Origin of the sequence: Micromonospora sp. WMMA1976 (genome assembly GCF_027497335.1) — a bacterium.
Lineage (GTDB): Bacteria > Actinomycetota > Actinomycetes > Mycobacteriales > Micromonosporaceae > Micromonospora > Micromonospora aurantiaca.
In genome coordinates this window covers 6057774-6084719 of record NZ_CP114912.1, presented here as the reverse complement: position 1 = coordinate 6084719, position 26946 = coordinate 6057774, and the positions used below count along the sequence as shown (strand labels likewise).

General features: G+C 71.5%; 23 protein-coding genes, 1 tRNA gene and 1 pseudogene. 10 read left to right on the top strand and 15 right to left on the bottom strand.

Annotated features, from left to right (window positions below):
• The first annotated feature begins 1 nt into the window (after window position 1).
• The 3 genes and pseudogenes from O7546_RS28090 to O7546_RS28080 all read left to right on the top strand — a co-directional run bounded on the left by O7546_RS28090 (window position 2) and on the right by O7546_RS28080 (window position 1594).
• Window positions 2-74: transfer RNA gene (locus O7546_RS28090), tRNA-Arg, on the top strand.
• 228 nt (window positions 75-302) lie between these two features.
• A pseudogene (locus O7546_RS28085) lies at window positions 303-694 on the top strand (response regulator transcription factor); the annotation flags it as partial.
• Window positions 695-757: 63 nt separating this feature from the next.
• A complete protein-coding gene (locus O7546_RS28080) occupies window positions 758-1594 on the top strand; it encodes an LLM class flavin-dependent oxidoreductase (RefSeq protein ID WP_269697827.1) in 837 nt (278 codons plus the stop codon).
• 70 nt (window positions 1595-1664) lie between these two features.
• Here the strand turns inward: O7546_RS28080 and O7546_RS28075 are convergent, their stop codons facing one another.
• Together O7546_RS28075 and O7546_RS28070 are read right to left on the bottom strand one after the other, a co-directional pair.
• A complete protein-coding gene (locus tag O7546_RS28075; RefSeq protein WP_281600233.1) occupies window positions 1665-2753 on the bottom strand; it encodes an alkene reductase in 1089 nt (362 codons plus the stop codon).
• A 63-nt stretch (window positions 2754-2816) separates the two neighbouring features.
• Window positions 2817-3749: an NADP-dependent oxidoreductase gene (locus tag O7546_RS28070; protein WP_281600232.1), complete on the bottom strand. Its 933-nt coding sequence runs from the start codon at window positions 3747-3749 to the stop codon at window positions 2817-2819.
• Window positions 3750-3882: 133 nt separating this feature from the next.
• Between O7546_RS28070 and O7546_RS28065 the strand changes: the two genes are divergently transcribed.
• From O7546_RS28065 to O7546_RS28050, 4 genes are all read left to right on the top strand, one after another.
• A complete protein-coding gene (locus tag O7546_RS28065; RefSeq protein ID WP_281600231.1) occupies window positions 3883-4440 on the top strand; it encodes a MarR family transcriptional regulator in 558 nt (185 codons plus the stop codon).
• 424 nt (window positions 4441-4864) lie between these two features.
• The gene (locus O7546_RS28060) at window positions 4865-5089 is read left to right on the top strand and encodes a hypothetical protein (protein ID WP_194800400.1); all 225 of its coding nucleotides are present in this window, start codon (window positions 4865-4867) and stop codon (window positions 5087-5089) included.
• Between the two features lie 164 nt (window positions 5090-5253).
• Window positions 5254-5688 carry a DUF6228 family protein gene (locus O7546_RS28055; RefSeq protein WP_194800401.1) on the top strand — a complete coding sequence of 145 codons (435 nt, stop codon included), beginning with the start codon at window positions 5254-5256 and terminating at the stop codon, window positions 5686-5688.
• Between the two features lie 449 nt (window positions 5689-6137).
• The gene (locus O7546_RS28050; protein WP_194800402.1) at window positions 6138-7208 is read left to right on the top strand and encodes a polysaccharide deacetylase family protein; all 1071 of its coding nucleotides are present in this window, start codon (window positions 6138-6140) and stop codon (window positions 7206-7208) included.
• Between the two features lie 168 nt (window positions 7209-7376).
• On the opposite strand, the gene O7546_RS28045 is transcribed toward O7546_RS28050, so the two are convergent.
• The 3 genes from O7546_RS28045 to O7546_RS28035 form a co-directional block, all read right to left on the bottom strand.
• A complete protein-coding gene (locus O7546_RS28045; protein ID WP_194800403.1) occupies window positions 7377-8405 on the bottom strand; it encodes a WD40 repeat domain-containing protein in 1029 nt (342 codons plus the stop codon).
• Between the two features lie 96 nt (window positions 8406-8501).
• Entirely contained in the window at window positions 8502-9038 is a 537-nt protein-coding gene (locus O7546_RS28040; RefSeq protein ID WP_281600230.1) for a hypothetical protein, read from the bottom strand.
• A gap of 388 nt (window positions 9039-9426) precedes the next feature.
• On the bottom strand, window positions 9427-9837 hold the full coding sequence (locus O7546_RS28035) for a RidA family protein (protein ID WP_194800405.1): 411 nt from the start codon (window positions 9835-9837) through the stop codon (window positions 9427-9429).
• 78 nt (window positions 9838-9915) lie between these two features.
• Here O7546_RS28035 and O7546_RS28030 point away from each other — a divergent pair, with 78 nt between their 5' ends.
• Window positions 9916-10293 (top strand): helix-turn-helix domain-containing protein, encoded by a 378-nt coding sequence (locus O7546_RS28030; RefSeq protein WP_281600229.1) that lies wholly within the window; start codon window positions 9916-9918, stop codon window positions 10291-10293.
• Window positions 10294-10334: 41 nt separating this feature from the next.
• Here O7546_RS28030 and O7546_RS28025 read toward each other — a convergent pair whose 3' ends face one another.
• The 5 genes from O7546_RS28025 to O7546_RS28005 form a co-directional block, all read right to left on the bottom strand.
• A complete protein-coding gene (locus O7546_RS28025; RefSeq protein WP_281600228.1) occupies window positions 10335-11018 on the bottom strand; it encodes an excalibur calcium-binding domain-containing protein in 684 nt (227 codons plus the stop codon).
• Window positions 11019-11193: 175 nt separating this feature from the next.
• Window positions 11194-12153 carry a P1 family peptidase gene (locus tag O7546_RS28020; protein ID WP_281600227.1) on the bottom strand — a complete coding sequence of 320 codons (960 nt, stop codon included), beginning with the start codon at window positions 12151-12153 and terminating at the stop codon, window positions 11194-11196.
• Between the two features lie 80 nt (window positions 12154-12233).
• Window positions 12234-12575, bottom strand: coding sequence for a DUF1330 domain-containing protein (locus tag O7546_RS28015; protein WP_194800407.1), 342 nt, complete (start codon window positions 12573-12575; stop codon window positions 12234-12236).
• A 48-nt stretch (window positions 12576-12623) separates the two neighbouring features.
• Window positions 12624-13154: a hypothetical protein gene (locus O7546_RS28010; protein ID WP_194800408.1), complete on the bottom strand. Its 531-nt coding sequence runs from the start codon at window positions 13152-13154 to the stop codon at window positions 12624-12626.
• 72 nt (window positions 13155-13226) lie between these two features.
• Window positions 13227-13835, bottom strand: coding sequence for a class I SAM-dependent methyltransferase (locus O7546_RS28005; protein WP_281600226.1), 609 nt, complete (start codon window positions 13833-13835; stop codon window positions 13227-13229).
• Between the two features lie 165 nt (window positions 13836-14000).
• Between O7546_RS28005 and O7546_RS28000 the strand changes: the two genes are divergently transcribed.
• Window positions 14001-17414, top strand: a complete 3414-nt coding sequence (locus O7546_RS28000) for an AAA family ATPase (protein ID WP_281600225.1) — start codon at window positions 14001-14003, stop codon at window positions 17412-17414.
• Window positions 17415-17448: 34 nt separating this feature from the next.
• Window positions 17449-18369 (top strand): alpha/beta hydrolase, encoded by a 921-nt coding sequence (locus O7546_RS27995; protein ID WP_194800411.1) that lies wholly within the window; start codon window positions 17449-17451, stop codon window positions 18367-18369.
• Here the strand turns inward: O7546_RS27995 and fxsT are convergent.
• From fxsT to O7546_RS27970, 5 genes are all read right to left on the bottom strand, one after another.
• Window positions 18347-22282 (bottom strand): FxSxx-COOH system tetratricopeptide repeat protein, encoded by a 3936-nt coding sequence (gene fxsT, locus O7546_RS27990; protein WP_194800412.1) that lies wholly within the window; start codon window positions 22280-22282, stop codon window positions 18347-18349. The two genes, O7546_RS27995 and fxsT, sit on opposite strands and share 23 nt — an antisense overlap.
• Complete coding sequence (locus O7546_RS27985; RefSeq protein WP_194800413.1) at window positions 22279-23469, bottom strand: TIR-like protein FxsC; 1191 nt, start codon at window positions 23467-23469, stop codon at window positions 22279-22281. Before O7546_RS27985 ends, fxsT begins: the two co-directional genes overlap by 4 nt.
• 129 nt (window positions 23470-23598) lie before the next feature.
• A complete protein-coding gene (locus O7546_RS27980; protein ID WP_194800414.1) occupies window positions 23599-24405 on the bottom strand; it encodes an AAC(3) family N-acetyltransferase in 807 nt (268 codons plus the stop codon).
• Complete coding sequence (locus tag O7546_RS27975; protein WP_281600223.1) at window positions 24402-26708, bottom strand: FxsB family cyclophane-forming radical SAM/SPASM peptide maturase; 2307 nt, start codon at window positions 26706-26708, stop codon at window positions 24402-24404. The genes O7546_RS27980 and O7546_RS27975 overlap by 4 nt, the downstream gene beginning before the upstream one ends.
• Before the next feature lie 6 nt (window positions 26709-26714).
• Window positions 26715-26888, bottom strand: a complete 174-nt coding sequence (locus O7546_RS27970) for a hypothetical protein (protein ID WP_194800416.1) — start codon at window positions 26886-26888, stop codon at window positions 26715-26717.
• Between the last annotated feature and the right edge of the window lie 58 nt (window positions 26889-26946).

Genomic DNA, 26946 nt, shown 5'->3' with positions numbered 1-26946 from the left:
GGCGCCCGTAGCTCAACGGATAGAGCATCTGACTACGGATCAGAAGGTTAGGGGTTCGAGTCCCTTCGGGCGCACAAGATCGTGAAGGGTCTGACCTGTGGAAACGCGGGTCAGGCCCTTTGTGCTGTCTGGCCTGGGTGGACGGTGGCACCTGTTCCCCGCCGGCGACGCACGGCGACGCCGGGATCGCGCTGCTCGCGCCGGTCGGCTACCTGGCGTGCGCCGCGCTGGCCCGGTTCTCCTTCGCCCGAGCGGAGCTGGGCCCCGACCAGGCCCTGCCCCACCGGCCCGGCATCGCCGGTGTCTACGGGGCACTGCGGGCCGGAGCCAGCGGGTTCCTGCTCAAGGACACCCCGCCGGCGGAACTACTGGCCGGCATCCGGGTGGTGGCCGCCGGAGAAGGACTGCTCGCGCCGACGGTGACCCGGCGGCTCATCGACGAGTTCGCCCGTCGGCCCGAACCGGCCCGGCCGCTGCCACGACGGCTCGGGTGACCGAGCGGGAACGGGAGGTCCTCACGCTGATCGGCCGGGGCCTGTCCAACGCGGAGTTGGCCGGGCACCTCGGTATCAGCCTGGCCGCCGTGAAGACGCACGTCGGGCGGCTGCTGACCAAGCTGGCGGTACGGGACCGGGCTCAACTGGTCATCGTCGCCTACGAAACCGGCCTGGTCGGGCCGGGCGGCCCACGCTGAGCGGGTCGTCCTCCCGGAAAGTGCATGGATGGCGGGGCCCCTCCGCGGCTAGGCTTGGCCGTCATGACGACCCTCGGCGTGGTGTTCCGGCCCCAGAATCCACCCGAACGCCTCCGCTCCGTCGCACGCGCCGCTGACGAGGCCGGCCTCGACCAGTTGTGGCTCTGGGAGGACTGCTTCCTCGAAAGCGGCATCGCCACCGCCGCCGCGGCCCTGGCCTGGACCGACCGGCTGGCGGTGGGCGTCGGGCTGCTGCCGGTGCCGTTCCGCAACGTCGCGGCACTCGCCATGGAGGCCGCCACGCTGCACCGGCTCTTCCCCGACCGGGTGCTGCTCACCGTGGGCCACGGCGTCCAGGACTGGATGGAGCAGGTCGGAGCGCGGGTGGGCTCGCCGCTGACGCTGCTGCGCGAGCACGTCGAGGCGCTGAAGGCGCTGCTGGCCGGCGAGACGGTCACGACGTCGGGTCGGTACGTCAAGCTCGACAAGGTCAAGCTGGACTACCCGCCGGTGGGCACGGCCCGGATCTACGCCGGCGCGACCGGGCCGAAGACGCGTGCTCTCGTCTGCGAGGCCGCCGACGGGATCCTGCTGACCGCCGGCACGCCTCCGCAGGAGGTGGCCGCCGTCAGTGCGACGGCCAAGGCCGTCACCGTGTACGTCCATGCGGCGACCGGCCCCGACGCCGAGGCACGCATGGCACGCGAGCTGGAGTCGTGGAACGAGTCGGACGGCTGGGACGCCGCAGCGGCCGGCGACGCAGCCGCCATTGCCGCTGTCGTGAACCGCTACCGGGACGCCGGAGCCGACGCCGTGATCCTGCAGCCCACCGCTGACGAACCCGACCTCGAGGGCTTCGTCCGGTTCACCGCACAGCAGGTCGGTCCACTGGTGCGGTAGGCGGCCGATGTCGCTCCGCGCAAGGCCTGCCCGCGGCGTCCGGTGGGGCAGGCCTTGCGCGCGGCGGTGGTCAGCTCACCGCGCTCGGACTGCCGTCGAGCGTGGGGTAGTCGATGTAGCCGCGGGCGTCGCCGCCGTAGAAGGTGGCCGGATCGGGTGTGTTGTAGGGCCCGCCAGCGGCGAGCCGGGCGGGCAGGTCGGGGTTGGCGAGGAACAGGCCGCCGAAGCTGATCAGGTCGGCGGTGCCGTCCTCGATCAGCGCGAGCTGCTCGGGGCCGGTGACCGTTCCGGGCGTGAACGGGTTGAGGATCAGCGGGCCGTCCCACCGGCGGCGCAGCTCACGGGTGAGGTCGCGGTCGTCGGCCTCGGCGATGTGCAGGTAGGCCAGGCCGAGCGGGTTGAGAGTGTCGGCCAGCGCGGAGTAGGTGTGCTGGTGTGCGTCCTCGGTGATGTCGTTGAACGGGTTGGCGGGAGAGATCCTCAGTCCGGTCCGGTGGGGGCCGATCGCGTCGGCGACCGCGCGGACGACGTCGACGGTCAGCCGGATACGGCCGGCGACCGTGCCGCCCCAGCGGTCGCCGCGCTGGTTGGCATTGGTGGAGAGGAACTGGTGCAGCAGGTAGCCGTTGGCGCCGTGCACCTCCACGCCGTCGAACCCGGCGGCAACGGCGTTGCGGGCAGCGGCGGCGAAATCGCCGATGGTCGTGAGGATCTCCGCGTCGGTCAGCTCTCGGGGCGTGACGAAGTCCTGTGGGCCCTGCGCGGTGAACACCTTTCCGGCGGCGGCGACCGGTGACGCACCGACCGGGACGAGGCCCTCGGGCAGCAGGCTGGGGTGACCGATCCGGCCGGTGTGCATGAGCTGGGCGAAGATGACCCCGCCCTGGGCGTGGACGGCGTCGGTGACCTGACGCCACGCCGCGACCTGTTCGGCGCGGTGCAGACCCGGCGTACTCGGGTAGCCCTGGCCGATCACCGAGGGCTGGATGCCCTCGGTGACGATCAGACCGGCGGAGGCGCGCTGGGCGTAGTAGGTGGCTGTGTCGGCGGTCGGCGCGGCGCCCGGGCCGTGGGCGCGGCTGCGGGTCATCGGCGCCATCGCGATCCGGTTGCTCAGCTTGGTGCCGGCGAGGCTGACGGGTTCGAATGCGGTCGTCATCGTGATCTGTCCTCCGTGCAGGGGGTGGGTCGTGGCAGACGCCCCGCGAAGGGGGCGGGTGACTCAGGGAATGAGGACGGTCTTGCCGGCCAGCCGGCCGGCCTCGGACTCGTCGTGCACGGCGGCCAACTCGCGCAGGGCCCGCCGCTGGCCGACGTCGATGCGCAGGTCACCGGCGTCGACGCGGGCCACCAGCTGGGCGAGTTGGGCGGCGTCGCTGCGGGCGAACACCCGTACCGTGCGGATGCCGCGTCCGGGCTGCTCCGGGCCCGGAGCGGTGGTGCTCACGAAGGCGCCGCCGTCGGCGACCAGGTCCACGAGCTCGACGCCCTGTTCGGGAGTGATGGGCGCCAGGTTCAGCACCACGTCGAACCGTTCGCCCGCCACGGCGTCGGTGAGCGCGGTGGTGGTGTGGTCGACGATCCGGTCGGCACCGTAGGAGAGCAGCCGGTCGCGGCTGCGCGCACTGGCGGTTGCGGTCACCTCGGCACCGGCCTGCTTGGCCAACTGGACGGCGTATCCGCCGACCGCGCCACCCGCACCGTTGACGACGATGCGCTGCCCGCTGGTCAGGCCGGCGTGCTCGAACAGCGACTGCCAGGCCGTCAGGCCGGCGGAGGGCAGGGCCGCGGCGTCGGCGAGTTCGCCGGTACGCGGCGCGGCGGCAAGCGCTTCGGCGGGGACGACCGCGTACTCGGCGGCCGCTCCCGGCGCGGCCATCGGCGTAAACGCCAGGACCGCGTCACCGACGTTCCAGTTGCCGGCGCCCTCGCCCACCTCGGTGATGGTTCCGGCGACGTCGAAGTTCGGCGTGTGGGGGAAGGTCAGCGGGAAGACGTCCCGCAGGTAGCCGGCGCGGATCGCCACGTCCACCGGGTTGAACGAGGTGCCGGCCACCTGGACGACGACCTCTCCGGCTCCCGCCACCGGCCGTTCGGTGTCCTCATAGGTGAGCACGTCGCTGCCGCCGTGGGAGTGGTAGCGCACTGCCTTCATGGTGTCCTCCTCGGATAATCGCTTCGAACTCGAAGCATGACTCGACGCTAGGTCGCTTCGAGTTCGAAGCAAAGCCACGCGAGGCGTGACACCACTCACAATGCTGCGAGTTCGAAGCAGGTAAGGTGCGCACATGACATCCACCCGCACGGCGGGGGACGACAGCGACGACGGGGTGCCGCCGCTGCACCCCGAACAGCTGCAGACCTACTTCGCGCTCCTGGAGGCCGTCAGCCTGCTGCAACACCACGTCGAGCAGCAGCTACGCACCGAGGGCGGCATCAGCTACGTGCAGTTCCAACTGCTGGCCAACCTCGCGCGGTCCGAGACGCCGCTGACCATGACCCAGCTCGCTGACGGCGTCGTCTACAGCCGCAGTGGGCTGACCTATCAGGCCGGACTGCTGGAGAAGGCCGGCCTGATCACTCGCAGCAGCTTTCCCGGTGACGAACGGGCCACCCTCGTCGCCCTGACCGACGCGGGTGCTGCCCTGTTCCGCCGGATCCTGCCCGGCCACATCGAGGTGTCGCGGCTGCTGCTGTTCAACCCGCTCTCCGACGACGACGTACGTCACCTCGGCGACATCATGACCCGGGTACGCGACCACATGCGCGCGCTGCCGCCCCGCTCGGCCGCACCACGCAAGCGCCGCCCCAGGTCCACGCCGGACACCCCGGCCCAGGCCGACTGACGCGCTCCGCCGTCAGCCCGCCCGGACGGCAGTCCCCGCCGCTTTCCTCGGCACTACGCCGACGTCGGCGACCCGGGCACCGCGACCCGGACCTCCGGGTCAGGTGGCGCTGGTGCGGGCGGGCTGCCGGTCGATGTCGAGTTCGAGGTAGATCGCGGTGGCGATGGGCAGCGCCCGCCGGATCCGCGCCTCGGCGTCGTCGATGGTGGCGGCGACGTCCGCCCGCTACAGTCCTCAAGAGGTCGAGCCCCGGCGGCTGGCGCCGAGAGATGCCGCGACGGTTTCCGCAGGCCAGCCACATTGGTGCAGGTAGACCGTGGTCAGCAACTTGATCATCTCGTAATTCGTAGGTCACTGCGGTTACGGTCAGGACTTCTCGGCTAGCTGTTGCAGCCCGTCCGCCGCCTGATCGATGCTGTCGAGCATGAGCACGGCCAGGAGGAAGAGCCCATCGTTGCGCGAGCGGGCAGACCGCCTCACGCTGATTGATCGCTGGCGCCACTTCGTACTGGACCAACCGGTCGTCGTGCATCCCGGCGAAACGATCTGGCGCGAAGACGACCACCTCTTGGTGGAGCGGCTCGATGGGCGAGTGGACGCGTACCGCGGCGTCATGAACCGCTGCGGGTGCCGGGACCGGGCGCAATGACTGACAGCAGCTGTTGACAGCAACAACTCGGACCACGGGGTACGGACGGAGCCACCCGGAGGGCTTTCTCGTATCCGTCCTCGGCGGGCTCGGTGTGGTTGTGGGAGCCATTGGCCCCCTCGCAGAGGCGAGGGCGTCAGTGACCCTGCATACTGCGAGCCACCATGACTGAGCCGTTCGTTCTGCAGCCCTACGGCGGCGCGCGATGGGTCGTCCATCCGCCGCAGGATCCGTACGGTGACGGCTACGTCTTCACGATCGCGACTGCGTTGCACGAAGAGGGTATGACCGCTTCGACGGTCGCCAAGATCGACGGCCGCTATGCCGACCTGGCGACGACGCTGCCGGCGTTCGTTGAGCGGCTCGCAGCGGACTGGCGTGGTTGGAACGGGACTCGTACCTGGACGTCCGTGGAGCGCGAACTCGCTATCGATGCCCGGCACGACGGACGTGGCTACGTGTCGCTGGGCGTGACTCTCCGGGCTCCTGGCCTCGATGTGGAGGACAAAGCCTGGTCCGCCAGGGCGGTCTTCGTGCTCGAAGCGGGGGAGGAGATGACCCGCTTCGCCGCTGACCTCACGCACCTCCTCCGTACGTAGCCGCCACGGCGACGACATGTCTCTGCGTGCCACTGGTGAGGGCAGACCGGTGGGGCAGACCACGTAGGACCGGAGCGACCAGCCCGCCGAGCCCCGGAACGGGCGATCGAGTTGCCGAGTGCTTGAGGACCCGGACCAGGCGACCCCCGGACGGCCTGGACATGCACTTGGGGATCACGTGGCCTTCTGGTTCTCGCAGCATGTGCAGGGCGGTTCCTTGCCGCCGCTGTTCGCTGCGCTACCGGTTAGGTGAGACGGTGAATGGCCAGTTCATGGGCATTGTCCAGGGAATCCGGCACGTCACCCAGGCACGTACTTCCGGAAAAATTCCGGAAAATCATTGACGTGCTCGAAACGCCGCTGCAATACTCCGAGCGCCGGCAACATCAATCTCTTTCGATTGACGCCATGCGTCGTCAGGTATCACCCGTCCCAAGGAGGACCTGCGCATGTACGCCAGCATCCGCGGCTCCCGCCGCCCGTCCGCACCTCGAACATCGCGTCTCACCGTCCGGTTGGCAGTGCTCGCCTCCACTGTGGCGCTGAGTGCCGCCGGTCTCGCGGTCGCCGCCACTCCGTCCAGCGCCGCCACCTGCAACGGGTACGTCGGCATCACCTTCGACGACGGGCCGACCGGCAGCACCAGCGCCCTGTTGTCCGTGCTGCGCGCGAACAACGTACGGGCGACCATGTTCAACGTCGGGCAGAACGTGCAGAGCAACCAGTCCGCCGCGCGGGCCCAGGTCGACGCGGGCATGTGGGTGGCCAACCACAGTTGGAACCACGCGCACATGACCTCGATGAGTCAGAGTCAGATGCAGTCGGACCTCTCCCAGACCAACTCGGCGATCCAGGCGGCGACCGGCGTCCGGCCGCAGTTGTTCCGCCCGCCCTACGGGGAGACCAACTCGACCCTCCAGTCGGTCGCCTCGTCGCTCGGCCTGCGCCAGGTGATCTGGGACGTCGACTCCCAGGACTGGAACGGCGCCAGCGTCAGCCAGATCGTCTCCAACGCCAGCCGCCTCCAGGCCGGCCAGGTGATCCTGATGCACGACGGCATTCAGAACACCCGCGACGCGATTCCGCAGATCATGGCCAACCTGACCAGCCGCAACCTCTGCCCGGGCATGATCTCACCGAGCACCGGCCGAGCGGTGGCCCCGGACGGCACTCCGCCGCCGACCACTCCGGCGCCGACCGGCACGCCGACCACTCCGCCGCCGACCACTCCGCCTCCCAGCGGCGGCGGGTGCACAGCGACGGCGACGACCCCCAACGTCTGGGGTGACCGGTACAACACCTCGGTGACGGTTCAGGGGGCCGGCAACTGGACCGTGGTCGTGGCTCTGACCCCGCCGCAGCGGGTCTCCACCACCTGGAACGGCTCCCCCAGTTGGGACAGCACCGGTTACGTGATGACGATGCGGTCCAACGGCAGCGGCAACACCTTCGGCTTCACCACGATGATGAACGGCAACAGCAGCGCCAGGCCCCAGATCCGTTCCTGCACCGCGGGCTGACCCCGGTAACCTGCCCAGGCCACTGGAAACGGCTCAGGGCTGGGCTCGGTCGAAAGCGGCGGACTTGACGTTCGGGCATCGCCCCATCGCGGCGTTCACGATGGGGCGATGTCGCCGTCGTCACCGTCTGCCACCACACCCCGTGCCGGAGGCCCGGGGCGGGCCGGCTCAGCCCGGGAGCGTGGCCCGCCTGATCTGCACGCTGTTCGCGTCGCCGACGGAGGCGATCACCAGGTCACCGCCCGCCTCCGTCCCGGCAACCAGGTCGACGGCCTCGCCGTCGTGCCCGTCGTAGGCGTCGCCGACCGGCCGGAGTCCGTCGTCGAGCAGCACGACACCACCCTCGTGGCCTGAGACGACCCAGGTCCGTCCGGCGGCGGTGATCAGCTCCACCGTGCTGCAACGGCCGTTCCCGTGATCGTCGAACTCGCGGAGGAGTTCGCCGGTCACGGCGTCCCGCAACTGCAGATCGTCCATGCCCGCCGGGTCGAAGTCGAAGTCGTCGGCGCCGACGTCCAGGCCCTGGACGAGCACCGCCCGGCCGTTCAGCACGCCGAGCACGGCGACGTCGGCGCGGTCGCTGAGCTGTAGCGGCTGCCTGACCCGCTCTGCGGCCCATACGTCCCACAGCGCAGCCATGGAATCCGCCAGGCAATCCGCGTCGCCGACAATGTCGCCGTGCACCATCGCCAGGAGTCTCTCGCCGGCTGCGGCCATCGACAGGGATCGGACGGTTTGGCCCACCGGAACCTGGGCCAGCGGTTCGGCCGTCACGATGTCCCAGATTCGCAGCGTCTGGTCCGCTCCGCTGACGCCGAGCAGGCAGCGGCCGCCGATGTCGACAGTGGCCGCCGCATACATCGGATGGTCGCCGTGATGCAGCGGGTCGCCCAGTTTCGCGCCCGAGTTGGCGTCCCAGCGCTGCACCAGCCCTTGGTCGGTGACACCCACCACGATGTCCAGGTCGGGCCCGCCGAAGGCCACCGAGGTGACCGCGCCGCCGGCGTCCAGGGAGTCGATGATTCCGCCGGTGGCCGCGTCCCACAGCCGGATCGTCGCGTCCTCGGAGCCGGAGGCGAACACCGGCTGACCGTTGCGGGTACCGGCGGCCAATGCGGTTATGAAGCCGCTGTCTCCGGTGTCCACCGCCACCGAGGTCAATGCCTGCCTGTCGTCCAGTTCCCAGTCCTGCGACATCCCGCTCCCATCATCCATGAAGATCGACGGGCCAGCTTCCCAGACGACGCCACGTGACCGTGGGCCGGTGGGGCCGACGCTTCCGGCGCCGTACATCTACGCCAGGGGGTCGGTGCTGATGGAGAGCACCATCCTGACCAGAGCCAGCACGTCCACCGCCAAGAGAACGAGGTGCACATACCGGTACCGGCGCGCCATCGTGCCGGCTACGAGCGTCGCCGGCGTGTGGTTCAAGAGCGCCGCGAGCCTGTTCAAGCGCGTCTGGTAATCCTCGGGACGCAGTCGGTTGTGGCCGCCCAGGGCCGGGATCAGGGCGGCAATCGGAATGGGCGCGTGCCCCGAGACCCGCAGCTCGATGTCGAACCCGTCGAGCCGGACTCCGTCGACCAGTGACCGGGGGACGCGGTATCCGACGAGCGGGTTACCCACGACGACGTGCGTGTGGGTCACCGCCACGAAGGCAGCCGGCCCCGCGAGGTACATGAACAGTACGAGCGTGCCGAGCAGCGTGAGACCCATCAGCAGCGTCTGTGGGGTATGGGGGACGCGGGAGGGCGTCACGAGGACGAAGGCGCCGGCCGCCGTGCCCATGGCGATCGCCAACAGGGCGAGCGGGTCATTCCGCCGGATCATGGCCTCAACTTCCCATCAGGTCGGCTGACCGCCCCGCGCGGATCGGGTGACCTTGCAAGGCAGGATCATGATGTACGCGTGGCGTGGCGTGCGCGAGAGGCACCGGGCCGCCGACGTGGGCGGAGGCTCGGGAAGTCCGCACGGATCGGTTGGTCCCTCGCTCTCCTTGCCGGCTATGCGCTGTGGAGTTGGGCCGTGCACGGCTGGGCCGACGCCCACGGCTACCGCGGGTTGCTCGACGGATGGCGTCCCTGGTATCTCGCCATCGCCGCCGTGACCTACTGGCCACCCGCGCACGTCCTGTGGTGGTGGATCTACCCGAGGGCAGGGCTCGTTCCATGGATGCGCGAATGACGATGGATGTGATGTACGTCGAGCAGAAAGCTGCTCAGTGTGCGATCGCTGTCGCCTCCAACTCCACCAGCACGTCCGGCTCGAAGAGGTGATCGACGCCGATCAGCGACGCCGGCGGAAGCGGCTGCGGCAGTCCGAGTTCCTCGGCGACCGATTCGATCCCGGCCATGAACGGCCCGATCTTCTCGGGCGTCCAGTCGGTGACGTAGAAGGTCAGCCGGACCACGTCCTCGAACGAGGCGTCGGCGCCGGCGAGGGCGCGGCCGGTGTTGCGCAGCACCTGCGCGACCTGCCCGGCCAGGTCCCCGGTGGCGACGGGTGAGCCGTCGCCCAGTCGTGCGACCTGGCCGCTGACGTGGATGTGGCGCGATCCGGTGGCGACTGCCACGTGGTGGTACGGCGTGTTCGGCTGAAGACCGGCAGGGCTGAGACGGGTGACGGACATCGGTGCTCCTCCACTGGGCAACTGAGGTTTACCATTGATACCTAGTTGACGGAGGACACTTCAAGGAGACCTGGTTTCATGAGCGATACCGCCGCCGCCGGTGCCGCCGAGCTGCGCATCGACGCACCGCACCGCGAACTGCTCGATCAGGTGCTGGACAAGTGGTCGCTGAGCGTCCTGAACGAGCTGTGCGAGCGTCCGTGCCGCTTCAACGAGCTGCGCCGCGCGATCCCGGCGGTGACGCAGAAGTCCCTGACGGCGACCCTGCGGCGACTCGAACGCAACGGCATCGTGGAACGGCACGTCGTGGCGACGCGCCCGGTCGCTGTCGAGTATCGGATCACCCCGCTGGGCAAGACGCTGCGTGCACCGGTCGACGTCCTGCTCGACTGGGCCGACGCCCACATGGCGCAGATCGAGCGCGCCCGCAGGGCATTCGACGACGAGCTGGAGTGACCACCGGGGCGGCACCGTCCGGTCCGCCCCGGTGCCGGACGTCACTCGCAGACCATGCCGTCGTTGTCCCGGTCGATGTACCAGTAGTACTCCGGATCCTTGCCCTGCCGGTACGGCCCGTACCCGTTGGCGTTCGCCTCCTTGCAGGTGCCGAAGCGCGGGTCGTTGCCGCCGCCACCCGAACTGCCGCCACCGCCCGTGCTGCCACCGCCGGACTCGCCGTTGCCGCCACTCGGCTCACACGCCTCGCCGTCGAGGTCGCGATCCAGCCCGGTCCGGTACCCCGGCTGGCCGCGCAGCAGCGGCGCCTTGCCGGCTGCGCGTACGGCATCGCAGTTCTTGTAGTAGACGGCGGGCTTCGTGGTCTTGCGCGGGCTCGGCTTCGACGCGGGCTTCGCGGTGGCCGGCGCGGCCGTGGTGGGTGACGGCGACGGCTCGGGCGACACGGTGCTGAGCTCGGGCGCTGGGGCCGTGGTGGTGGGCGCCGCCACTGTCGGCACCCCCTGGGCCGCCTTCTCCGGCGACCCGCTCGGCTCGGAAGTGGCGCATCCGGTCATGCCGATGCCCAGCAGCGCGCCGCTGCAGGCGAGGCCGAGGAACACCTTGATCGCAGCCGGTCGGCGGCTCCACCACGACGGCCGTGGCGGTGCCGAGAGCGGGATGCCGGGCTTGTCGGGCAGCGGCGCCTGTTCGCGCCGCGGATCCTGGGGAGGAAGTTCGGTCACAGCGGGCAGTGTGGAGCGACGCCTGCGGCCCGCAGTGTCACTGAGCCGACAGACCGGACCTTACCGGCGTGATAAGCGACGAAACGGTCGGCATCGGCCGGAACATCGGCATCGATGCGGCGGATGATCGGACTCGGCCCCTCGCCGAACGGCCGACGGCGAGGGGCACGGTGGATCAGGCGTACGGCCGGGCCGTGAGCCGTCCCGCTGCCGCCAGCCGCTCGACGGCGGCCCGATGGGGAACCGCGTGACTGGTACGGCCGCCCACACCGGTAGTGGTGACGGCGGTGAACAGCGAATTGAGCAGCGCCTCCTCGACCGTGTCCAGCACGCCGGCGAACACGGGATCGATTGCGGCGTCCGGGATCGGCTGCTGATCCGAGGTGGTGAACGCGATCGCGTAGTCCCCGCTGGTGTTGCTGAACGACGCACCCACCCGGGCCATCGCGAACACGGCCCGGCGGGCGAGCCGGCGGAGCTGGCGCGCGTCCACTGGTACGTCGGTCGCCACCACGATCATGCACGAGTTGCCGGGCGGCTCGGTCCGGTCGGCGGCCGGGACCAGCTCGTCGACCGGTAGCGGCACCCCGAGCGCGGTGAGGACGCCGCCGAAGTTGGACTGGACCAGCGCCCCGACCGTCCGCGTGTGGCCGGCGGTCTTGACCGTGCGGGACGAGGTGCCGATGCCCGCCTTGTAGCCCAGGGCGGTGGTGCCGGTACCGGCGCCGACGCAGCCTTCGGCGGGGAGTCCACCGCTCGCCCCGGCGAGTGCCGCCAGGACGTGGGCCTTCGTGATCGGGCGGCGGCGGATGTCCGACAGGTGCCCGTCGTTCGTCTCACCGACCAGCGGATTGAACGACAGCCCGTCCGGCCGGCGCTCCATCAGGTGCCCGAGCAGCGCGTCCGCCGCCCGGAACACCGAAAGCGTGGCGGTCAGCACGACCGGGGACTCCAGTACGCCGAGTTCGTCCACCTGCGTCGAGCCGACGAGCTTCCCGTGGCCGTTGCCGGCGTACACCGCGGCGGGCAGCGTCCACCGTCCGGGGCCGAGCCCGCTCGGCACGATCGCGGTGACGCCGGTGTGCAGGTCGGCGCCGTCGTCGACGGTGGTGTGACCGACCAGGACGCCGGGCACGTCGGTGATCGCGTTGTCCGGCCCGGTGGGCAGCGACCCGACGACGATCCCCAGGTCGCGGGCGCGCCGGCCGGACCGACTCAGGACGCCGCCGACCGGATCGCCTGCGCCATGCCGGTCGGGGAGTAGTCGTCGGGGACGCCCTCGACCAGGATGATGTCGCCCTCGATGTGCCGCGAGCGCAGCGGCGCGATCTCCTGGTAGGCGGGCGAGTCCCACCAGGCCCGGGCCTCGGCGATGCCCGGGAAGCCGAGCATCACGACGGCACCGGGCCACGTGCCCTCCTTCACCTCGTGCGGCGTGGCGTGCACGAGGAAACGGCCGCCGTACGGGGCGAGGGTGCCGGGGAGACGCTCGACGTACTCGGCGATGTCCGGGTGCGGGGCGGCGTCCTGGAGGTGGGCGATGGCGTACGCGGGCATGGTGTCCTTCCGGCCGTCGAACTACGAACGCCGATCCTGACACGGCGGTCAGCAGTTGTTCTCGCCCATTTCCGTGAACTCGTCGAGCGGGACCGTCCGCAGCACCTCCCCGTCGTCGTCGAAATCGGTGACCAGGACCGACCCCGGCCGCAGCTCGGCCAGTTCGGCGATCCGGAAGTCCACGCCCTCGGTCCGGAAGCTGTTGTCGTGGGTGGCGCCGGAGACCCGGAACGCCGCCTGCGCGTCGACCACCGGCCCGGGCGGGAAACCCGCAAGGGGTACGAGGGCGGGCGCGGTCGCGTCGCGCGGCACGTCGTACTTCCGTCTCGGCCGGTACGACCGCTCCGGCGTGGGCGCACCGGGCGAGGCGGACTCCGCCACGGAGGTGAGCACCACGAGGTCGGGCGGCCGGTCCCCGCACCAGGCGAGCGCCGCGTGCGGCCGGCCACGGGCGTCCACTGTGAGGCCGGTGACGCCCTTCACCTCCGGTGTGCAGGCGCTCAGCCCGGCCAGCACGATCAGGGCGGCGGCCGGTGTCGCGACGGCCCGGCGTGTCCTCGTACCCCTTGGCGCGGCCATGCTCCGACGGTGACAGCGCCGTGTCACTCCGCGATCCGCGTTCGGTTGCGGCCTGGTGACGATGGTGCGCGCTCAGGCCCCGGACGCCACGGCCGCGACGGCGGCGTGCGGACGGTGGGCCTCGTCGTCGAGGCGCGTCAGGCGCTCGACCTCCGCGAACCCCGCCCGCCGCAGGCGCGCGGAGAACTCTTCCACCGGCCAGCGGTACGCGGTGGCGACCTTGTGGTCGAAGGTGCCCACCTCGTCGCCGACGAAGATGCCGGCCACGAGCCGTCCACCCGGCACGATCGCGCGGCGGAACTCCGCCAGCACGCCGTCGAGTTCCGGTGGCGGGAGGTGGATCAGCGAGTACCAGGCGAGGATGCCGGCGACGGAGTGGTCGGGGACGGCGAGGTCGTCCAGCGACCCGAGCCGGTACGCGCCGTCCGGATGTGTCGCCCGCGCGTGCGCGACGAACTCGGGAACCATGTCGATCCCGGTGGCGTCGACGCCGAGCGAACGGAGATGGTCGGTGAGGTGACCGGGTCCGCATCCGAGGTCGAACACCGGACCGGTCCGGACGGTCAGGTGCCGGCCGATGAGGGCGAGGTCGTCCGCGTGCACCTTGCCGGTGGTGCCGAACAGTTCGATGTAGAGCGTCGCGACCGCCCCGTACGCCTGCCGCACCCGTGCGTGGTCCACCCGTCGACCATAGAGGTCGGACGCCTTCGCCGCATTTACCGGATGAATGAGATGAATGAATGGAAAAGTCGTCGTAAAGCCGCCGCCCGGTGAGGAATCGATAGCTTTCCGTCACTGAAGTTTCTATCCTTGAAGAATCCGATCGCCAGCAGCGGAAGGGGCGGCATGCCGCGCCGTTCGAGCCTCAGCTATCGAGATGCGTTACGACTGCTGGCCCCGGGCAGCACGCGCATCACCGAGACCGACAAGGTCGTCAGCGCGGGGATCCTGGGCGCTGGGGCCCTCTCCCACGGTACGGCGCTCGCGTTGCTCGGCCCGAAGAACGCACTCGTGCAGCTCGTCCGGGACGCCACCGGAAACCAGGCCGGCCGCATCCGGACAACCGGCGGAAAATCGTATTACGAGCTGCTGGAGGCCAGCCACACCGTGCTGGCGCTCTCCGCGTTCTTCGACGGTTTCCGGGACGAGGTCGGGCCGGGTTTCGACAGGCTGGAACTGACCGACGAGGAAAAGGTCGGCATGGTGTCGGCCGAGCGGCGGCACCACACGCTTCCGCAGGAGATCGACGGCGGCTACTTCCCGTTGCCCTCCTCGGTGTACGGCATGGACGACACCCGCCGGGACGTCGAGGTCGCGTACGTCCGGCTCTACGACGCCACCATCGCGTTCTGCGAGGGCCTGGCCGCCTGGCCGTCGGTGCGGCGCGGGCTCGACCTCACGTCGCTGCGTTCCCGCGTGGTGACCCGGGCCATGTCGCACTACCAGGACCGCTTCGACCGGCTCGCCACGGACCTCCCCGAGTTCGGGTTCCGCATGATGCGCCAGGCGATCGAGCACAACCTGATCGACAACCGCACGCTTACCACCGAGGTCTCGGCCCGGCTGGACGCACTGGCGGAGCTCTACCGCAACCTCGCCGAGCTGTCCGGGCCGGTCGCCGCCGACCGGCCCGACCTGCTCCGCGAGACCCTCGACCGGCTCACCGGCTCGCTCGCGGCGGTGTTCCGGCAGCCGCTGCTGCGGATCAAGGACGTCGACTTCCACCTGCGGCTGCCGAACGTCGACAGCGGCTTCATCAGCCCCGACTTCCGGGCCGCCGAGTACGGCAAGCACACGTCACCCGAGCGGGAGGCATGGTGGGACGACCAGCCGCGCCGGGGTGACCTCGTCGGGTTCCTCTCCCGGTACCTGACCGACCCGGCGAGCCTGCACCGTCCGCTGCTGCTCCTAGGCCAGCCGGGCGCCGGCAAGACGCTGCTGACCCGGGTGATCGCGGCCCGGCTGCCGGCGAGCCGGTTCACCGCGATAGTGGTGCCGCTGCGCCGGATGTCCGGGGACACGTCGCCGACCGAGCAGATCGAGGCCGCGATCGAGCAGGTGATGGACGAGCGCATCCGCTGGGCGGACCTGCGCCGGGCCACCCAGCACACCACCGTCGTGGTGATCTTCGACGGGTTCGACGAACTCGTCCAGGTCACCGGCACCGCCCACTCGCAGTACATCGACCGGGTGGCCGAGTTCCAGGAGGCCCAGTGGGACCTGGGCTACTCGATCATTCCGATCATCACGTCCCGGATCCTGGTGATGGACCGCGCCAGCGTGCCGCAGGGCACCGTGCTGGTCCGGCTGGAAGACCTGACCGACGCCCAGGTGACCGCCTGGCTGGCCGCCGTCAACGCGGCGAACGAGGACCGGCCCGGCTACCGCCGGCTGTCCGCCCGGGAACTGCTGTCGCACGGCGAGCTGGCCCGCCAGCCGCTGCTGCTCACGCTGCTCGCGATCTACTACAACGAGCACTGGGCCGACCGTCGTCCCGGCGCCGCCATCTCCCGGTCCGACCTGTTCACCGGCCTGCTGACCGCGTTCATCAGGCGGCAGGTCAGCGAGAAGGCGCCGACCGCGCTCGCGCACCACGAGCGGGAGGCCCGCGAGCACCAGCTCCGGCGCGACCTGGCGATCACCGCGTTCGCCATGTTCAACCGCAACCGGGAACTGGTGAACCGGGCCGCGCTCCGCCTCGACCTGGACTGCTTCGGCTCCCGCAGCGGTGACGGCTCCCGGTTCGAACTCGGCGACGTGCTCGGCCCGGAGCAGCTTGTCACCGCCGCGTTCTTCGTGGTGTACGGCCCGGACGACGTGCAGGGTGAGGACGCCCGGCGCACGTACGAGTTCCTGCACACCACGATCGGGGACTTCCTGATCGCCGAGTACGTCGTAGGGGCGCTGCGGAGCCTGGCCGAGCTGCGCCGGCACACCCGCAGCCCGGCCGGCTTCGGCTATCAGCTGGACACCGGTCAGTTCCGGGCGCTGCTCTCCCACCAGCCGCTGGTCAAGCGGGAGGCGCTGGTCGAGTTCGCGCGGGATCTCAGCTCCCGCCATCCGCAGGAGCGGGACGCGATCGTGGAGACCATCGCCGGCCTGCTGGCCGAGGCCCGGCAGCGGACCGACCTGGCCGGCGTGGACGGCTACCGGCCGGCGCCGTACGACCCGGTGCGGCTGCTCGCCGCGTACACCGCGAACCTGGTCGCGCTCGCCGCGCTGGTGTCACCCGACGGCGTACGCCACACCGACCTGATGGACGAGGCGACCTGGGTGTCCACGGTCCGGCTGTGGCGGGCGGGGCTGGACGAGAAGGGCCAGCTCGCGATGATCAGTTGGCTGAACCGGGACGCCGACGGCCGGATCATCGCCGAGCGGCGGCGCGAACGCCGGGGGGAGACGGTGAACGTGGCCGCCGAGGAGGCGCGGCTGCTCGGCGACATCACCACCTACGGCCAGTTGCAGGCGGGCGCGCGGACGTGGCGCGGCCAGCAGCCGGACAGTTTCGAGGCCGGCCGGTTCCACGCCGACCTGGTGTCGCTCGCCACCCGCCGCTGGCCGGTGCCGTCGCTGCACCAGCTCATCCTGTACGACGAGCGCAGCTACCGGCGGCTGTGGGCGCGTGCCGTCGAGTCACCGGAGGCGGTGTCCAGCACGAGCGCCACGGTCCTGCTGGAATGCCTCGCCGAGGACGGCGCGCAGTTGCCCCGCGAGGTGGTGTGCGGACTGACCCGGGTGGCGCTGAGCCGGCTGCCCGACTCGCCCACCGCGCCACCCGAGCTGATCATCTCGTGCCCGTACCTGATCGACGAGTTCCCGGAGCTGGTCGACTCGCTCGGCACGACCGACGACCACGCGGTGCTGCACGCCCTCATCCTGCGGCACGGGCTGCACCGGCTGCCGCAGCGGTACGTGCCCCGGGTCCGGCGGGTGCTCGCCGACATCGAGGACCGGCTCGCGGAGCTGCCGCTGGAGGACGGCGTGGTGTCGGCCGAGATGGCCGAGCAGTTCGCCGCCGCGCGGGTCGACAACCGCACCGCGCTGTGGCTGCTGATGGCGTTGGACGAGTACGCCGACCTGGCCTGGCCGAAGATCCCGCCGAAGACGATGCACGCCCTGCTCGCGCACCGGCTGCCGGACGAGTTCCTCGACGAGGCGAGCCTGTGCCGGCTGCTCGTGGACTACCTGCGGGCCCACGACCGGGTGCCCGCCGAGGTCTCGCTGGCGTCAGCCCTCGACACGCTGCGCGCCGCGGTGTGACCCCGTACCGCCACCACCCGTCCGGAGGCCCCGATTGGCACACTCGCCCAGGCACCGAGAGCACATCGTCCGGACGGGAAGGAGGAACCTGGCGGTCGACATCGCCGGGGCGGAACGCGGCTGGCCCGTGTTCCTCATGCACGGCACACCCGGCAGCCGCAACGGTCCACGACCACGGTCCATCGTGCTGTACCGGCTCGGTGTACGGCTCATCTCGTACGACCGGCCGGGTTACGGCGGCTCCAGCCGGCTGCCCGGCCGCCGCGTCGCGGACGCCGCGGCGGACGTCGCGGCCATCGCCGACGACCTGGGCCTGGACGGGTTCTCGGTGGTGGGGCGCTCCGGCGGCGGTCCGCACGCCCTGGCCTGCGCCGCGCTGCTGCCGGACCGGGTACGGCGGACCGCGGTCCTGGTCGGCCTCGCCCCGGCCGGCGCGACCGGGCTGGACTGGTTCGGCGGCATGACCGACGCCAACGTGCGCGACTACGGCGCCGCCGAGCACGACGTGCCGATGCTCGCCGAGCAGTTGCGGCTGCGGGCCGAGCGCACGATGGACGACCCGGGCTCGCTGCTGGCGCTGCTGGTCGGGCAGATGACCGAGGCCGACCGCCGGGTGGTGGCCGGGGTGCCGATCCGCCGGCAGCTCACCGACGCCTATGCCGAGGCGCTGCGCCAGGGGCCGCACGGCTGGATCGACGACGTGCTGGCATTGCGCGCCGACTGGGGCGTCACGCTCCCGGACATCCGGATGCCGGTACGTCTCTGGCACGGCGCGGACGACAACTTCGCCCCGGCCAGCCACACCCGCTGGCTGGCCGAACAGATCCCCGGCGCGCAGTTGCACGTGCAGCCGCGCAGCGCGCACTTCGGCGCGGTGGAGGTGCTGCCGGAGATCCTCGCCTGGCTGGCCGATCCGGTGGAGCGGGCCACCGTCAGATCGGATGCGGGTCGATGATGCGCCGCTGCAACCGGTTCTCCCGGAGGGTTTCGACCGCCGGGTGGCTCTCGCCCAGCCGGTAGGTCAGTTCGCGGGTGACCGCCTCCAGCTCCGCCCGCCGACCGCCCTCCACCCGCTCCTGCATCACCAGGAGGTTCGCCCGGCAGCGCAGTGTGTTCGGGTGGTCGCGGCCGAGCATCCGGTCCAGGCCGTCGTGGGCACGTCGCAACAGCGCCAGCGCCTCCAGGTCCGCCGCCTCCCGGCCTTCCGGCGGGTCGGGCTGCTCGGCGATGCAGATGGCCTGGTTCATCCACCCCGAGAGGGGGTACGGGTGTTCGTCGCCCAGCACGTCGGCGAGCGCGTCGGCGGACTGGCCGGCGAGCTGCCGGGCCTCGGCGAAGTCCCGGGCGCGGCGGGCCACCATGGCGAGGTTGACCAAGCAGACGAGCGTCAGCGGGTGCCCCGGGCCGAGGTTGTTCTGGTAGACGCGGTGCACTTCGGTCAGTTCCCGGCTGGCCCGCTGGAACAGGTCGACGGTGAGCAGGTTGACGGACAGGCTCAGCCGACAGGTCAGCGTCTCCGGGTTGTCCGGCCCGAACCGCTCGTTCAGCAGCTCGTACGCCGCTTCGAGGAGCTTGCCCGCCTCGACCGCGTGCCCCGCCGAGCGCAGCGACACCGCCAGGTTGGTCTGCGCGCGCAGGGTCATCAGGTGCTCGGCACCGGCCGTGCGCAGCAGGTCCCGGTGGACGCCGCGGAGCCGGGCGATGGACTGCTCGTAGTCGCCGGCGTCGCGCATGTCGATGCCCACGTACGCGGACGAGGCGAGCGTGTCCGGGTGGTCCTCGCCGAGGATCGCGCGGCGCCCGGCCAGCACCATCTCGTCGTTCTTGCGGGCCTCCCGGAAGTCGCCCATCAGGCGCTGGGTGGTGGCGAGGTTGTTCAGCGCGACGAGGGTGCGCGGGTGCTCCTCGGTGAAGTTCCGCTTCCACGCGTTGAACGTGATCTCGTCCAGGCGCAGCGCCTCGTTGTACTTGCCCATGCCGCGCAGGTCGCGTGCGAGCCCGCCGGCGGTCATCAGGGTGTGCGGGTGGTCCTCGCCGAGCAGTTCCCGCTGGGCCGCGAGGACCTCCTCGTCCAGCGCCCGGGACTCGGTGAACTGCCCGAGGAAGGCGAGGATGTTGGCGAGGTTGAACTGCAGGTGCAGCAACTGCCGGCGCAGGTCGTCGCGCGCCCGTGCGTCGGTCTCCTCGGCGAGCATCTGCTCCCAGGTCTGCGCGACCTCCTCACCGAGCCGCCGGCCGGTCTCCAGGTCGCCGCGCAACTGGAGGTAGCGGACCCGGTCGATCATCAGCGCCCGCACCTCCACCCGGTGGCTAAGCGGCGCCTTCGACGCCTCCAGGTGCGGCCAGATGACCCGGAACCGGGGCCAGCCGTCGGGGTCGTCCACCTCGCCCTCGGGACGGGCGGCGGCGAGCACGAGGTGGACCTGGCGGCGCGCCTCGTCGAGTTCCTCCTCGGTCATCCGGGACCGGACGGCGTGCTGGAGCAGGCGGTGCATGAGCACCAGGCCGCCCCGGCCCCGCTCGCCGCCGGACGGGCTCTCGGCCCGCAGGTCGACCCGGACCAGGGCGAGCCGGTTGGCCTGCTGCACCAGTTGCTGGCGGACCAGCCGTTCCTTCGCCTGCGGGTGGAACGGCACCAGCGCCTCGGCGAACTCGTCGCTGTAGACCAGGTCGGCGGAGATCTCCGGCGCGAACACCGAGCACAGTTGCAGCACCCGGTAGGCCGCCGGGTTCCGGGTCCGCAGGTGGTTGAGCGACAGCTCCCAGGTGGCCTCCACCGAGACGTTGCTGTTCGGTTCCATCACCGCGCCCGGCCCGAACTTGGCGATCTCGGTGAGGTAGCTGTCGACCGAGTGGCCGGTGTCGGCCAGCCACGCCGCGGCGGCGGTCACCGCGATGGGCAGGTCGCCCAGCAGGGCGGCGATCCGGTCGGCCTGGTCGACGCGCATCGTCGGCACCCGCTCGGTGAGGTGCTGGATGCTCTCCGCGCGCTTGAACACGTCGACCGGGATCGTGGTGGCCCGCTCGACCCACTGCAGGTTCCGGGACGTGATGACGACGTGGCCCTTGCCGTCCGGCACGTACGGCAGGACGCCGTCGACCTCGTCGGCGTTGTCCATGATCAGCAGCCACCGGAGGTCGGTGCGGCGCAGCGCCTGGAGCACCAGCCGGGCGTTCTCCCGGTTCGATTCCGACGACGGCACGCCCAGGTAGGGTGCGAGGTCACCGATGGCGGACTCGATGAACGGCACCTGGTCGGCGTCGATCCACCACACCATGTCGTACGCGGCCCGGTAGCGGTGGGCGTACTCCAGCGCGAGCTGGCTCTTGCCGATGCCGCCCATGCCCTGCAACGCCACCGGCCCGGTGCCGGAGAGCACCACCTTCGGGCTGCTGCGCAGCAGCGTCCTCAGCTCGCGCAGGTCCGCCTCGCGGCCGGTGAAGCGCTTGTTGCGGCCCGGCACCTCGAACACCGTGTTGTCCCGGCCGGGGAACCGGGGACCGGTAGGCAGTTCCAGGTCCGCGGGCACACCCTCGCGGCCGACCAGGCGCAGGATCCGCGCGGCGGCGGTCCGCGCCTCCAACCCGGCGACCGAGACGGTGTGCGCGGCCGGCACGTTCGCCAGGCGCCGCACGTCCGCCACGTAGACGACGAGCGGCACCTGGTCGGGCGAACGGTCCGGCGCGGCGAGCACCGCCTCCTCGTTGGCGTTCGCCTCGGAGACGATGATCAGCTCCCGGGCCGTCCGGGGCGCCTCGTCGTCGGTGAACCACGGGTCGGTCACCCGGACGTCCGCCGAGACCAGCAGGTGCCCGATCCACTCCGCCCACACCCGGTCGTACGGGGCGTGCCGGAGCATGATCTCGTTCTCCACCGAGTTGGAGGTACGGGTGAACCGCGCGTTGACCCGCTCGCGGATCGCGCTGCTCATCGGCGGCAGCGACTCCACCTCACCCCGGGTGATCTCCCGGGCCAGCAGCTCGTACGCGGACAGCAGCGACCCGTTGACGCCTGGTTGGTCGGCGAACGTGGCGAGCAGTTCCTCGTACGCGTAGAACGCCTGGTAGGGCACCTGCATTCGGGCCCAGTACCGGTCCCGTTCGGCCTCGCTCATGGCGCTGGGCAGACCGCTGAAGCGCTGCCGCGCCACCGCCCGCCCGGTGTCCGCCTTCACCTTCTCCGCCGGGTCGATGCGCATCGGCACCGGCAGCACCCGGATCCGCCGCGACCCGTACCGGTGCTCGACCAGCCGCGCGACCTTCGCCGCGCCGGTGATGCCCTGCTCGCTGAGGGTGAAGCAGGTGACAAGCACGTCCGGCAACTGGATGGTGCAGATGTCGGCGACGTCGGAGAACCCGGTGCGGCTGTCGATCAGCACGTAGTCGTAGTTGCGCTTCATGTCGGCGCGCAGCGCGTCGAAGAAGTAGCCGCCGCCCTGCCGCTCGTAGAACTCGTCCCAGTTCATCCCGGCGAGCGCGCCCGCGTAGTCGTTGTTCTGCTGGCCCGCGCCGAGGAAGTCAAGCGTCCCGTCACCGGGGAAGTTGGACCAGTTCAGCGAGAACGAGTACTTGTGCACCCGGGCGTACTGCTCGTGCCAGCGGTCGTCGCCCTTGTCCTGCTTGGTGGTGGTCGCCCACTCGTACTCCCGGATCAGGTCGATCACCCCGCCGGTGCTCTCCAGCGCGTCCCGGTCGATGAACGGCGCGAAGAAGCGCGACAGGCCGGGGGACTCCAGGTCCCAGTCGACGGCGAGCACCCGCTTGCCGTTGGCGGCGAGGATCCAGGCGACGTTCGCCAGCGCCATCGTCCGGCCGGTGCCGCCCTTGTAGGAGTAGAAGGTGACGACCTGTCCCTCACGTCGGGTCATGTGTCCACTCCCTCGTCGGACGGCGGGTTCTCCCAGAGCCGGGGCTTGTTGATGGGCGGTCCCGGTGGCGGGTAGGTCGGTCCCGCCTCCAGGTAGCGGCGTCGCATCCGGCGGACCAGATCGTGGATCTCGGTCCGCCAGTCGTCCCACGTGGTTATCTTCAGCGGGCGTGTGGTGGCGGAGAGCATGCTCACCGCCCGGTCGAGCAACCCGGCCGCGTGCGAGCGGTGGGCGTGGTGGGCGTCCTCGCTGATCAGCACGACCCCCACCCAGCCGTGCAGGCAGTCGACGGCCGCCTGGACGGCCTCCGCGCCGTCCGGCGTCTCGACCACCAGAGGATCGATCATGAGTACGCCCGGACAGGACCGGAACAGTCCGGCGTCGGGGACGAAGTCGCGGACGTCGATCGGCATCCGCAGTCGCTGCACCGCGTCGGTCACGTCCTCGATCACCGGTGGCCGGCCGCGGAACGGGCGCCACCGGCCGGCGTGGGTGTCGGACCGGCCGTTGAGCCGCCCCGGGTCGGCCGGCTGGTCGGGTGCGATCACCACCGCCCGGAACGGCACCTCGCTGGTCGGGGACGACGGCAGGTCGGTCGGACCGGTCGGCGGCTCGGCCGGTTGCAGCGGCGTCTGCTCGGCGGTGTCGACGATGTGCTGCGCCAGGCGGCCCAGCACCTCCTTGTAGGCGTCCTGGAACTTCTGGAGCCGGCAGAGCGCGCTCATGCCGTTCGCGGCGTACACGTCCACGTCGGCGGCCATCGCCACGGCCCGGGCCTGGTCCGGCGCGTGGAGCGCGGCGGGCGACGGGATCCACAGGACCGGCAGGATGTTGTCGCCGTCCGGCGGGCGACCGGCCCGGATCAGCCGTTGCCGGAACCACTCCCGTTCCCGGCGCGAGTCGTCCCGGTTGAGGTAGTCCGGCGAGTACAGCGGGACGAACACCTCCGCCTCGGCCAGCGCGGTGCGTTTTCGTTCCGTCCGGGCCTCCGGCGGCCGCACCATGAAGTCGGCGAAGCCCTGCCGGCGTACCCGGTCGCCGGGCCGGCCGTCGATCGCCAGGTTGAGATCGTGGTAGAAGCGGCGGACCCAGTGGTCGCCCGGGGTGCGGTCGTTGTGTGTCGGCGGGGGGACATAGCTGAGGAAGAAATAGGGCGGGCCCGGCAGCGTGGGCCGCTCAGAGGTCACGACGACACGACCGTTCCACGGGACGAGTGTCTGACCCCCAACCGGTAATGATCACGCGCTGCTCCCCAGTCGACACGATGCGGCGTCTATCGATCAGGGTAGAGAGGTTGCGCCCGGGTTACCAGGCCCTCACCGTCCGATGTGGGCGTCCATCCACGTGACGGCGGCGCCGACCGCGTCGGATATCGGCAGCAGCCGGGCCGGTGCGTCACCGACCGTCCCGCGCCGGGTGAACGCCGCCCGGTCGAGTTCCGCGCCGATCGCCGGAAAAGGGGCCGCATCCAGGTGCGGAGCCTCGAAGTCGAGCCGTTCCCGGCGGCCGTCGCGCAGCACGTAGCAGCGGTACGGACGACGCGGCGGCGGGCGCCGCAGCCGGTACTCGGCGAGGTGCAGCGCGGTGCATGTCGCATAACCGACACCGAGCAGCAGCGTCCGGGCGCCGGCCGCCTCCAGGGCGGCGAGCGGGGACCGCTCCCCGAGATGGGAGTCGAGGTCGTGGACGCGCATCAGCTCCGCCGCCCGCGGCCCCCACGCGCTGAACGACGTCTGCGGGTGCCGGCTGCGGACCGCGCCGGGCAGCCGGCGTACGTGCTCGGCGAACGCGCCGACCCCGAACGACGGCGTGACGGCCGGGTCGAAGCCGGGCATCCGTTCCTCGTACGCCAGACGTTCCTCGTCGGTGAGCCCGGCGGTCGCGGCGTGGTACGCCGGGCTGCTCACCGAGTTGTCAGGGGTCTGCGCCGGGACCACGACGGTGCCGGACGGGCCGACGGCGGCCCGCAGGGCGCCGGCCAGCGTGGCCGGCCCGCCGTCGACCGGTCCGAGCGCGCGCAGGGAGCAGTGCACGAGCACCACGTCGCCGGGGCCGAGCCCGAGCGCGCGCAGGTCGGCGGTGAGCGTGTCGACCCGGTACGCGGGCGGGACGGCGGTGGTCACGACGGCCACCCGGACATCGAGCGGGCGACCTGCCGGACCAGCCGCGAACCGGCCGGGGTGAGCGCGTCCGCCCGTTGCAGCGCGCCGATCGCCTCGGCCGTCCAGTCGCGGTACCGGCGGTAGACCGCCTGCGCGCCGTCGACCTGACGGTCGGCCCGGATCCGCCAGATGTCGGCCACCGCCACGTGCGCGTAGATGCCGTGCAGGACGGCCTCGGCGGGCCGCGGGTCGGGCCGCCAGCCCACTGTGATGTCGATCGGGCGGGTGCCGTCGACCAGGTCGCAGACGTCCAGCAGCGCGTTCATCTTGCTGTGCTGGAACTCGTGCACGAGCAGCACCGCGAGCGAGCCCGCGTCGGTCTCCGTGGCCGCGACGCCGCCGAACGCCTGCCGCGCGGTCGACGCCTCGCTGACACCCGCGCCGCTGCGCCGCAACGGGACCACGGCCCGCAGCCCGGTACGTAGCTCCTCGGCGTGGCCCGGCACCTCGTCCCGGATCACCTGCCACGCCGCCGCGAACGTCTCGGCCCAGCGCGCGGCGCCCGCGTCGTCGAGCCGGTCGCCGGCGGGCAGCCGGTGGCAGTCGCGGTGCGGATCGCCGTCCTCCAGCAGGACGCTCACGTCCGCGGCGGCGAGCACGCGGGTGGGCCACCACCGGGGCGCGTCCCCGGGCGTACCGGTGCGGATCGCCACGTTCACGTCTCCGGCGGTCACCCGCAGCGAGCCCGGGCCGGTCTCGACCCGCGCGGTGCCGTCGCCCACCTCGGGCAGCAGGACGGTGCCCACCGTCGGCAGGTGCAGGCGGCCGTGCCGCACCGGCACGTCGAGACGTACCGGGGTGCCGGCGTCGAGCGCGGCGGCGGCCGCGAGCGCGCTCAGGTAGTCCGGCCCCTGCCGGGCGCCGGTGCCGGTGCCGGCGAGGCAGTCGACAGCCCACGCCCGCACGTACGGGTGGGCCGCGATCCGGGCCACGGAATCCGGCGCACCACGGTCGAGCGCGGCCAGCGCCGCCCAGCCGTCGGCTCCGGCCCCGCCGGCCGGCAGCCGGTCGGCCACCTCGGCGAGCAGCGCGCGGACGATGGCGATCTGTGCCTCCACGAGCCAGGCGATGGCGACCCGGTCGCCGGTCGGCGCCGCGAGGCGGTCGAGGAAGTCGTCGGGCAGGCCGGCGTCGAGCCGGACGGGTGCCGGTGGGTTCTCGTTCACGTGCACGATCAGCTCTTTCAGATCGGCGCAGTAGACACTCGGATGGTCGAAGTGCCCGGCGCCGTACCGGTGGGCGAACAGTCCGCCGCCGCACTGGTCGACCACCGGACACCGCCGGCACTCGTCGCTGAGACCGGCCCGGCCGGAGCGGCGGCGGGCCAGGAGCGGGCTGGCCGCCACGTCGTCGGCCGCGTGCGAGAAGACGGTCATACCGGTGGCCGGCGCGCCGTCGTACGCGGTCTTGAGCGAGTCCGCCTGCTCCCACTCGCCGTCCGTCTCGATCACCGCCAGGTCGACCGGATCGAGACCGAGCCACTCGGTGCCGCTGGGTCCGCCCACGGCGGTGGACAGCAGCGAGTCGAAGAGGCGGACGGCGACCGGCCGGCCGTCCGCCCGCCAGCGGTCGTAGACGGTGCGCAACCACCCCGCGTACGCGGTGCCGCCGCCGGCCGGCCGCCACGGTGGGTCGTCCCAGGTGGCGTGCGGGAGCAGGAAGTCGATTCGTGGTGGTTCCTGGGCGAGCAACGATTCGTAGACCGCTATCGGGTCGTTGCGCACGTCCACCGTGCACAGCAGGCCGGCGTAGATCCCCCGGTACGCCGGGCGGCGCAGCAGCGCGAGCGCGCGCAGCACCTGGTCGTAGCTGCCGGCGCCGGACCGGAAGCGCCGGTGCCGGTCGTTGGCGGCCCGGTCGCCGTCGAGCGACACGCCGACCGCGACGTCGTGGTCGGCGAGCAGGTCGCAGAACCGTTCGGAGAGCAGTACGCCGTTCGTCTGCATGCCGATCCGCAGCCGGGTGACCGGGCCGATGACACGCCGCAGGTCGGCGAGCACCTGACCCAGTCGTTCGGGGCCGAGGAGCAGCGGCTCACCGCCGTGCAGGACGACAGTGACGTCCGGCAGCCGGTGGGCGGCGGCATGCTCGGCGATCCGTCCGGCCGCGGCCCGGAGCACGTCCGGCGTCATCCGCACCGGGCGGCGGCGCCAGCTCTGGTCGGCGTGTTCGTAGACGTAGCAGTGGTCGCACGCCAGGTCACACCTGGCGTGCACCTTCAGGACGAACTCGGTGAGCGCCGCGCGGGCCGGCCCGGGGGACATCGCAGATCAGATGAACGAGCCGAACTTCGCCGCGGGGACCCGGGTCTTGTCGAGATGAGCCGCCATCACCCGGCGCACTATCGGGGATATGTCCGCTGCGGAGAGCCGGTCGAGGGGCTCCGCGCGGACCCTGCCCAGCGACACCGGGGGCTCTTCCTGGCGCATGGGGACGGTTGTCATGACTTTTCCTTAGGTTCGTGTATGCGCCCGTCGAGCACAGCAGCGACGGCACACTATT